This window comes from Thermoflexus sp. (genome assembly GCF_025055495.1).
Classification (GTDB): Bacteria; Chloroflexota; Anaerolineae; order Thermoflexales; family Thermoflexaceae; genus Thermoflexus.
The window spans coordinates 1-9561 of sequence record NZ_JANWXB010000121.1; the positions used below are offsets into that span (position 1 = coordinate 1).

Annotated in this window: 8 protein-coding genes; 7 read left to right on the forward strand and 1 reads right to left on the reverse strand. The window is 64.5% G+C overall.

Annotated elements, in window-relative coordinates; translation table 11 throughout:
- The first annotated feature begins 146 nt into the window (after nucleotides 1-146).
- The 7 genes from NZM16_RS04050 to NZM16_RS04080 all read left to right on the forward strand — a co-directional run bounded on the left by NZM16_RS04050 (nucleotide 147) and on the right by NZM16_RS04080 (nucleotide 7340).
- Entirely contained in the window at nucleotides 147-362 is a 216-nt protein-coding gene (locus NZM16_RS04050) for a hypothetical protein (protein WP_295451254.1), read from the forward strand.
- Nucleotides 363-910: 548 nt separating this feature from the next.
- The gene (locus tag NZM16_RS04055; protein ID WP_295451252.1) at nucleotides 911-1897 is read left to right on the forward strand and encodes a D-glycerate dehydrogenase; all 987 of its coding nucleotides are present in this window, start codon (nucleotides 911-913) and stop codon (nucleotides 1895-1897) included.
- Between the two features lie 511 nt (nucleotides 1898-2408).
- The gene (gene argC / locus NZM16_RS04060; protein WP_295451251.1) at nucleotides 2409-3422 is read left to right on the forward strand and encodes an N-acetyl-gamma-glutamyl-phosphate reductase; all 1014 of its coding nucleotides are present in this window, start codon (nucleotides 2409-2411) and stop codon (nucleotides 3420-3422) included.
- Nucleotides 3423-3512: 90 nt separating this feature from the next.
- On the forward strand, nucleotides 3513-4271 hold the full coding sequence (argB, locus tag NZM16_RS04065; RefSeq protein ID WP_367281004.1) for an acetylglutamate kinase: 759 nt from the start codon (nucleotides 3513-3515) through the stop codon (nucleotides 4269-4271).
- Between the two features lie 4 nt (nucleotides 4272-4275).
- Nucleotides 4276-5457, forward strand: coding sequence for an aspartate aminotransferase family protein (locus NZM16_RS04070; RefSeq protein ID WP_295451248.1), 1182 nt, complete (start codon nucleotides 4276-4278; stop codon nucleotides 5455-5457).
- Nucleotides 5458-5550: 93 nt separating this feature from the next.
- A complete protein-coding gene (locus tag NZM16_RS04075) occupies nucleotides 5551-6006 on the forward strand; it encodes an N-acetyltransferase (RefSeq protein WP_295451247.1) in 456 nt (151 codons plus the stop codon).
- A 101-nt stretch (nucleotides 6007-6107) separates the two neighbouring features.
- Complete coding sequence (locus tag NZM16_RS04080; protein WP_295451244.1) at nucleotides 6108-7340, forward strand: argininosuccinate synthase; 1233 nt, start codon at nucleotides 6108-6110, stop codon at nucleotides 7338-7340.
- A 59-nt stretch (nucleotides 7341-7399) separates the two neighbouring features.
- On the opposite strand, the gene NZM16_RS04085 is transcribed toward NZM16_RS04080, so the two are convergent.
- Entirely contained in the window at nucleotides 7400-8629 is a 1230-nt protein-coding gene (locus NZM16_RS04085; protein WP_295478746.1) for a radical SAM protein, read from the reverse strand.
- Nucleotides 8630-9561: the final 932 nt, after the last annotated feature.

The following is a 9561-nucleotide window of genomic DNA, read 5'->3' on the forward strand; positions in this document are numbered from 1 at the left end:
CCGTTCCCCCCCCCTTTTTTCTCCCCCCCCGCCGGGGGCTTTTGTTTTTCTATATTTTTTGTGGGGGGGGGGGGGGGGGCCCCCCCCCCCCCCCCCCGCCCCTCATATAAACCCCTCAAATCGAGAAAAGAAAAAGGAGCGACCCCATGTTCCCGAACGATCCCGAAGACGAGTTTGAGATGGAGACCCTCGCGGAAACCGAGCACTTCACCCTCTGGCGCAGCACCGGGGATGATGGCCACTCCCTCTTCCACCTCGAGCTGGGCAACGTCTCGATCCACCTGACCGAGGAGGAGTGGGAGGAGCTGGTGGAGCTGGTCGATCAGGCGGTGGAGACGCTAGAGAGCGGCGGGGTCGGATAAACGGCGGGGATTGGGATGGGCCACGAGGCCGATGGCCCTGCCGCCCTCCCTCCGGTTGAGGGCTGGCGGCCTGGATCTCCCCATGCCCCTGCTTCTCGGTCATGCTGACGGATGGCGGATCGCGATTTCTGTTCGGTGTCCGCGCGGGCGCAGGGGACCGCTCCTGGCGGCTTCCCACGCCTATCACCATGAATCATCCCCTCCCTGAGCCCAAGGGGCCTCAGGGAGGGGGAACCCGAGCATAAGCGTTCGCTGCAGAAGGGACTGTCCGGCCTTTGGAATATTTTTGCGGGGGTGGGGCAAGGCCTGCCCTCTCACGAACCCAGGCGAAAGCCGGCGTTCCATTCACGCTGTTGGGATCCAGGGGGGAGGGGCAAAGTATCCTATCTATTCTATTAAGGAAATCACTATCCCAGCTCCGCTTGTCCCCCTCGCAGCCCGGAGGATCACGAGCAAGGGGGGAAAAGTCATTTGGAGGCTGGGGCACCGCTGAAGAAGGTCCTCCAGCCCTCAAACCTCGATAAGTTCTCACAAAACGGAGGCCTCCCATGACGAAACCCAAAGTTTACATCACCCGGCGGATCCCAGAACGGGCCTTCGAGATCCTGCGCGAGCATGCTGAGCTGAAAGTATGGGACAGCGACCTGCCGGTTCCCCGGGAGGTTCTGCTGCGAGAGGTGGCGGATGCGGATGGCCTGCTCTGCTTGTTAACGGAGAAGGTAAACGCGGAACTGCTGGATGCGGCGCCCCGCCTGAAGGTCGTCAGCAACATGGCGGTTGGCTTCGACAACATCGATGTGGCCGAGTGCACTCGACGGGGGATCCCTGTGGGGAACACCCCGGGGGTCCTAACAGAGGCAACGGCCGATCTCACGTGGGCCCTGCTGCTGGCCGCCGCCCGGCGGATCCAGGAGGGGATCGATTACGTGCGGGGCGGCCACTGGGTGACTTGGGGTCCGCTGTTGTTGCTCGGACAGGATGTCTACGGAGCCACCATCGGGATCATCGGCATGGGGCGGATCGGGACGGCGGTGGCCCGTCGGGCGAAGGGATTCCACATGCGCATCCTGTATTACGATGTGCGTCGGAACGAGGCGGCTGAATCCGAGGTGGGAGCCGTCTTCGTCGATCTGGACACCCTGTTGCGTGAAAGCGATTTCATCACCATCCACACCGATCTGAACCCAACGACCTACCGGCTGATCAATCGGGAAGCTTTCGCTAAAATGAAGCCCACCGCGGTCCTGGTCAACGCCGCTCGCGGTCCGATTGTGGACCCGGAGGCGCTCTACGAAGCCCTGAAGGAGGGGCGCATCTTCGCTGCTGCCCTCGATGTGACAGACCCTGAGCCGTTGCCTGCGGACCATCCGCTCCTCCAGCTGCCGAATTGTCTGGTGGTCCCCCACATCGGCAGCGCCACCGTGACCACTCGCAATCGCATGGCCGAGCTTGCCGCCCTCAACGTTCTGGCTGGCCTGCGGGGCGAACGGCTTCCTCATTGCGTGAACCCGGAGGTTTACGAACAACGCTCGTAGAACGTTTCAATCCGGATCGAAGAGTTACGCCGTTGGCTTCCTCAGGAAGCCTCTTCTCCCCTCCTCATGGCCCTTGGGGCCGTGAGGAGGGGAGAACGGGAGGGGGGACCCTGCGTCGCTGAGGAATCCCCCCATCGATCCGTCCCCAGCGCCAGGGGTTCAGGCCCCGGCGTTCGGTGCCTCTTGACAAGTTGCCGGAAGCCGATTATCATTTGCCCAAATTCAGCCCGAACTGGAGTGAGGACGTTGAACGGTATGGCTCGCTTCCCACGCATCCGTCGTCCGAAGACCCTGCTGGGCATCGGGCCCGGCGCGGGGAGGCGAGTGCTTGGTTGTTGATGTTTGACGATCCCGCAATGAATTCCAACCCCCCGGGCTCTGATGCCCGGGGGGTTTTTTGTTTGGTTTGAGACGGTTGCCGATCCACGCGGATGGAATCGATTCTCCTCTCCACGGCCTAAGGAGGGAGGAGGCCCTGGCTGATTGTGAAGGTCTTCTTTGGAGGGCGGCGATGATTCGAGCAGGGATCTATGGGGTGAGCGGATACGCTGGGTTTGAGGTCTTCCGGCTGTTGCGGCGGCATCCGATGGTGGAGATCGTCTTCTCCGCTTCCGAGAGCGGGGCCGGCAGCTCTCTCGCCCAGCTGTTCCCGGTGCTGGAGGACTTCCCGATTGTGAGCTTCTCCGAAGCTCCGCTGGATCAGGTGGACGTGGTGTTCCTGGCGTTGCCCCATGGCGTCTCCGCCGCCGTCGCCCGCCAGGCCCTCGCGGTGGGAGTCCGCGTGATCGATCTCTCCGCCGATTTCCGGTTAAAGGATCCCATCGCCTATGCTCGATGGTATAAGGAAGAACACTCTGCCCCAGATCTGCTTTCGGAAGCGGTTTACGGCCTGACGGAATGGAACCGCTCTGCGATCCGTTCGGCCCGCCTGATCGCCAACCCCGGTTGCTACCCCACCGCGACCTTGCTGGCCCTGCTCCCGCTCGTCCGGGCGGGCGCCGTCGGCCCCGGCCCGATCATTGTGGACGCCAAGTCGGGCGTCTCGGGGGCGGGCCGCAAGCCCTCCCTGAACACCCATTTTGTTGAGGTGGATGAGAACCTCTCTCCCTATAACATCGGCCGGGTTCACCGGCATCTGCCGGAGATCGAGCAGATGCTTCACATGTTCAACGGGACCATCGGTCCCTTGGTGTTCTCCCCCCAGTTGCTTCCGGTGGCCCGGGGGATCCTGGCCACGATCTACGTGCCCCTGGCTTCCGGCTGGACCGAGGGAATGGTCCGAGATCTGCTGGTGGAGACCTACGGCCCGGAGCCCTTTGTGAAGGTGCTCCCGCCGGGCAACCTGGCCACGCTCCGCCACAGCGTGGGCACCAATCTCTGCGTGCTTTCGGTGACCGGCGTGCCGGAGGCCGGCATGGTCATCCTGACCGCTTCAATTGACAACCTGATCAAGGGCGCCGCCGGGCAGGCCGTGCAGAACCTCAATGTGATGTTCGGGCTGCCGGAGACGGCCGGGCTGTTGTAGGGACAGGGGCGTCCGCCGATCCCACGCAAGTCCGCAGATTTCCATGGAAGGTGGAGGGGTTCCCAATTGGACGGTGGGAGGCGAAGGGAGATGTTCAGGGCATCAGAGGGAGGACAGTCTGTGCGGGTGATCAAGATCGGGGGGAACGAACTGGACCAGCCCTCCTTCATGGAGGATCTGAGCGCTGCCCTGAAGGAGCTCACCTCAGCTTCGGTCCTGGTTCACGGCGGTGGAAAGGCGGTGAGCGCCTGGCAGCGACGGGTCGGCCTCACGCCACGTTATGTGAACGGCCTGCGGGTGACCGACGAGGAGACCCGCGAGCTGGCCGTGATGACCCTGGCCGGGCTGACCAACAAGACCCTGGTGGCCGCCCTCATGCGAGCCGGCCTGCCTGCCCTGGGACTGTGCGGGGCGGATCTGGGCCTGGTGCGCGTGAGCCCCTTGCCGGACCTGGGTTGGGTCGGAAAGCCCGCCGAAGTGGACGCTGGGCGCCTCCGGCGCTGGATCGCGGAGGGGGTTCTCCCGGTGATCGCCCCCATCGGCCTGGGGCCGGATGGGCTCTACAACGTGAACGCCGACCAGATGGCGGCGGCGATCGCCGCCGCGCTCCCCGCCGACGAGCTCGTCTTCCTCACCGACGTGCCCGGCGTTCGAGTGGGTGAAGAGATCCGGCCGTCGCTGAGCGCGGAAGAGGCGGAAGCCCTGATCGCTTCCGGGATCATCCGCGACGGCATGGTCCCCAAGGTCCGCTCGGCCTTGGAAGCCCTCGAAGCCGGCGTGCGCCGCGTGCGGATCACGAACCTGGCAGGCCTCCGACAGGGAGGCACTGAGATCGTGGGGGGGAAATAAACGCATGAACGCAGAAGACCTGGTGGCCCTTGCGGAACGAATGCTGGCGCCGACCTACCGGCGGCCGCCCATCGTCTTCACTCACGGCGAGGGGATGTATGTGTATGATGCGGCTGGCCGGCGCTATCTGGACTTCGTGGCTGGGATCGCTGTGTGCGCTCTAGGCCATGCCGACCCTGGGGTCGCCCAGGTGATCGCGGAGCAGGCCCGACGGCTGGTTCACCTCAGCAACCTCTACCACACGGAGCCCCATCTGCGCTTGGCGGAGGCCCTGGTGGCCCACAGCTTCGCCGACCGTGTCTTCTTCTGCAACTCCGGAGCGGAAGCAGTGGAAGCCGCCCTCAAGTTCGCCCGCAAGTTCGCCCGGATCCATTTCAGCGACCGCAAGACGGGGTTCCTTGCCTTCACCCATAGCTTCCACGGGCGCACCATGGGCGCCCTTTCAGTTACCGAGAAGCCTGCCTACCGCGAGCCCTTCGCCCCCCTGATCCCCGACGTGACCTTTGCTCCCTTTAACGATGTGGAAGCGGCCCGCTCGGCCATCACCGCGGAAACCTGCGCCGTGATCGTGGAGCCGATCCAGGGAGAGGGAGGTGTGCACGTCGCCTCGCCGGAGTTCCTGCGGGCGTTGCGGGAGCGGTGCGATGAAGTAGGGGCCCTCCTGATCTTCGATGAGGTGCAATGCGGCCTGGGGCGCACGGGGACGTTGTGGGCGTATGAGGCGTATGGGGTGGAGCCGGATCTGCTGACGGTGGCCAAACCGCTGGCCAACGGGTTGCCCATCGGCGCGGTGCTGATGAAGGAGAAAGTGGCCGCCGTCCTGCAGCCGGGCGATCACGGCAGCACATTCGCCGGCGGGCCGCTGGTGAGCGCGGTAGCCCTCCATGTCTTCGAACGCCTCCGCGCCCCCGCTTTCCTGGCTCACGTGCGGGAAATGGGAGCCTATCTGATGGAACGCCTGTGGGCAGCAGAGCTTCCAGGCGTGCGGGAGATCCGAGGCCGGGGCCTGCTGGTGGGGATCGAGATCGAAGGGGACGCCCGGGGCGTGACAGCGGCCGCCCTGGAGCGAGGGCTGCTCCTCGCCATAGCCGGCGATCATGTGGTGCGGATGATCCCTCCACTGATCGTGGAGAGATCCCACATCGATGAAGCGATTGCGATCCTCCAGGAGGCCATGGCGGCCTAGCCTGGTGCGATCCAGGGTGCCCCGGAGGTTCTGCCTTCAGCGGCTTCCGGGAAACCAGCAACTCTCACAAAAAGCTCGAAAGGAGGGGAATCCATGCAGATCCGCCCTGCCCGTCCGGAGGACGTCCCGATCCTCCACGCGCTGGTGAACGACTACGCCCGGCGGGGATGGCTTCTCCCACGGGGCGCGGAGGAGATCGCGGCCACGCTCCCGGACTGGGTGGTGGCGGAGGCAGGGGGGCGGATCGTGGGCTGTGGTTCTCTGGTGTGGATGTCCCCCACCCTGGCGGAGATCCGTTCCCTGGCCGTGGACGAAGCCTATCAGGGCAATGGGGTGGGGGGAGCGATCGTGCAGACGCTGGTGGAGCGGGCGCGATCCGCCGGCGCGCGTGTCGTTTTCGCCCTCACCCGCGCGGTTCCCTTCTTCGAGCGCCTGGGATTTGCGGTCACCGATCGCGACCGCTTCCCGGAGAAAGTGTGGCGGGATTGTGTGCATTGCCCGCTTCGAGAGCGCTGCGATGAAGTGGCGGTGGCTTTAAGGCTGGAGTGAGCGACGAAGTGGGAATCCATGGAAAAGGCCATGGACGCTCCATCCTTCATTCGTCGGCAGTGCGACACTACCCCGGCAATCACAAGGCTTCGGAGGCGGAAATGGTTCGCAAAGTGGTGCTGGCTTATTCCGGCGGTCTGGACACCTCCACCATTATCCCGTGGCTGCGGGAGACCTACGGGTGTGAGGTGATCGCCTTCTGCGCCGATATCGGCCAGGGGGCCGATGAGATGAAAGGGATTGAGGAGCGGGCCTATGCCGGTGGGGCCTCAAAGGTGATCATCCGCGACCTGCGAGAGGAGTTCCTGCGGGATTACGCGCTCCCCACCGTGCAGGCCGGCGCGGTCTATGAGGGTAAATACCTGCTGGGGACGGCGATGGCGCGCCCTCTGATCGCTAAGCATCAGGTGGAGATCGCCCTCCAAGAGGGGGCTGACGCGGTGGCCCATGGGGCGACCGGGAAGGGCAACGACCAGGTTCGCTTTGAGCTGGCCTACCAAGCCCTGGCGCCGCATCTGCGGGTGATCGCCCCGTGGCGGGAGTGGTCCATCACCTCCCGTCGGGAGGCCTACGAATACGCGCGAGCCCATGGGGTCCCCCTCGAGTGGAGCACCAGCCGCTACAGCCGCGACCGCAACCTCTGGCATGTCTCCCACGAAGGCGGTCCACTCGAGGACCCCGACTGGGAACCGGAGGATGATGTCTTCCTGTGGACGGTGGATCCTATGAAGGCGCCGGAAACTCCGGAGATCATCACCCTGGCGTTCGAACAGGGGGTCCCTGTCGCCCTGAACGGCCAGCTCATGGGGCTGGTTCCCCTGATGGAGGCGCTCAATGCCCTGGGCGCGAAGCACGGCGTCGGGCGGGTGGACCTGGTGGAGAACCGGCTGGTAGGGATGAAGTCCCGCGGCGTTTACGAGACGCCAGGGGGCACCATCCTAGTGGAAGCCCTGCGGGCGCTGGAGACCCTCTGTTTAGATCGCGAGACCATGCATTTCAAGCAGGGCCTGGCGTTGCGGTATGCAGAGCTGGTTTACTACGGCTGGTGGTTCAGCCCCCTGCGGGAGGCGATGGATGCCTTCGTGAGGACCGTGATGCGCAATGTCACCGGGGAAGTGCGGCTAAAGCTGTATAAGGGGAACGTTTTCGTGGTGGGCCGGCGCTCGCCTTACAGTCTCTACCGGGAGGACATCGTCTCTTTTGACACGGTGGGGGCTTACGATCACAAGGACGCCGCCGGTTTCATCCGACTGTTCGGGCTGCCTTTGAAGGTCCATGGTCTGATCACCCGGGGCCTGCGCGGGGAACCCCGTGCCCCGGAGGAGCGGGACTGAGCGATCCGCCAGTCTGGGGCAGGGGCGCGCCTCGTCCCTGCCCCCCTCGAGCCGCTGGACTAATACAGGAATGCCTCGATCGCATATGGAGCCACCCGAGGACCCTCTCCGTCCGAGTGTCGCAGACCGGCGCGAAGGGCCTCGGCTTGTGCCCGACGCTCGATCGGGGAGAGCGGACGGATCCCCAGGGCCTCCGCCCGCGCTCGATACGGCGTGCCTGGGATTTCCACGAAGTCGGATAGATAAACCAGATCTCCCCGGCCCAGCGGCATGGTTTGAAGGACCGCCAGGGTATCCCGGACGTGGCCTTCGGCAAATCGATCCCCCCCAATGCCGATCATGACGATCACGCCGACAGGAAGGCCCGCGGCTTTCAGGCGCCCCACGGTTTCCATCATCTGTTCGGCCGTTGCCGGTTTCTGCAGGAACCGCAGCAGCGGCTCATGGCCGCTTTCCAGACCAATGTAAACCCGACGCAGGCCGAGGGCGCGCAACTGTTCGTAATCCCCGATGGTTTTCTTCAACCCGGTGAAGCCGTCCAGGAAGGCGTAAATCCCCGCGAATCCTTCCCCTTCTCGATCCGTTCGCACCGGGAAGATCCGCCTCAGTCGCTCCAGGAGAGAGATCAGGCGAGGCATGGGGATCGCCAGCGCGTTGGCGCTGCCCAGGAAGATCGTCCGCCGCATCCACAGCCCGTGGCCGAAGAACGCGCGGATCGCCCTCAGATGGGCCTCAAAGTCCTCCGGCGATCGAACCCGAAAGGGAACGGCTCGGTAGAAGCCGCAGAAAGTGCAGGTGTTGAAGGGGCATCCGAGGGTAGCCTGGACCACCAGCGAGAGGTATTGATCGGGGGGCAGGATGCCGATAGGCGCGTAAACTTCCGCGAACCGCTGGGCATCCGCTTCCAGGGCCTCGAAATCCATACGGGAGGCCCGGTCGAGCACTGAGAGCGCCTCCTGCCATGTCCGCTCGTCAGGAGGAGGGGTGATCCATCGGAACGCGCCTCCGGCCAGCAGACCTCCGAGCGTCCGCAGCCGGCTGGCGAGCTCATCTTCCAGCCGCCGGATCTCCTCCCGCGTCAGCCATCGGCGTCGAGTTCCCTCCGGGGTCGCCTGGATGGCTTGGACGCGATTGTCCAGGCCCCGGCGATAGGTGATCTCCCCGAGAGCGGCGCTCCAGAGCCGTCCGGCCCGGTCATAAGCGAGGACATCCTGCCCATAGAGGTGAAGGGAAAGCGCCCCCCGCTGGAGGTTCAGTGTAATCCAGCCTTCCGCTGTTTCCAGGCGCATCATCTCATCCGGCCTTTCAAGGGCTTGGAGACCGGGCAACGGTTTCCCATATTTAACTTAACCGAGTTGCCGCCGCTTTGACCAGTTTGGGAGCCTGCCGGGCGAGGCGGCATCGCCCGAAGGGCTAAGAGATCCAAGATTCCTTCTTCCTCTCTCCCAATCGCCCAGAGAGCCGTGGGTAGAGAGGATGGATGCGGGTTGTGGACAGGCGAGGCCGCCCACCCTTATGGGATGCCATCCGTCCCGGGAAAGTGGCGGTGGGGAGGGCGGGCCGGCGAAGTCGTTTGCCCCTCTATCCTGGTTTATACTCATTCAAGTTGGCCTTGTCTAATAGGGCGGGGGGCCTAAGCTCCGGAGAAAACGCCGAGGGGGGAGCGATGCGAAGAAGGCGAGGGACCATCCAGAGGAGCGTGTCGCCTTTGGATCGTCCGGAGCAGCGGGATCGCCACCCACCTCGGGAACGGTGCCTGAACGCCTTGCGCCTCCTTTGGATGGGGGAGGTATCCCCTCGGGCCTGATGATACCCGGGGGGATACCTGCCGTCTTCTTACCGCTTACCGCGGTGGTGGATCGCGCAGCGCAAAGATGCGTCGCCGGACGTGGAGGAGCTATACCGGAAGATCGTGCGGCATCTAGGGATCCACCCGGATTCCGGCGTCTGATCCCTTGTCTTCCCGTCGTGCGTGGTCTATCATACGAAAAAACGGCTCGCCCGGCGTGGGGGCCCGGCGAGGCGACGGCGCGGGGCGGTGGGGGCGCCCCAGCGGGGGAAAGTTTATCATAAGCGCCCGCCGCGGGTAAACAGAGCCCCGGCGGCGTCTTTGTGTTTATTTTAAGCCCCGCGCAGGAACATTAGAGGCAGAACTCTGTCGCCTGGCCTACGGAGCGGGTAAAAAAGCGCCGCTCTTTCTTCTCAGGATCCGGCTGGCTTC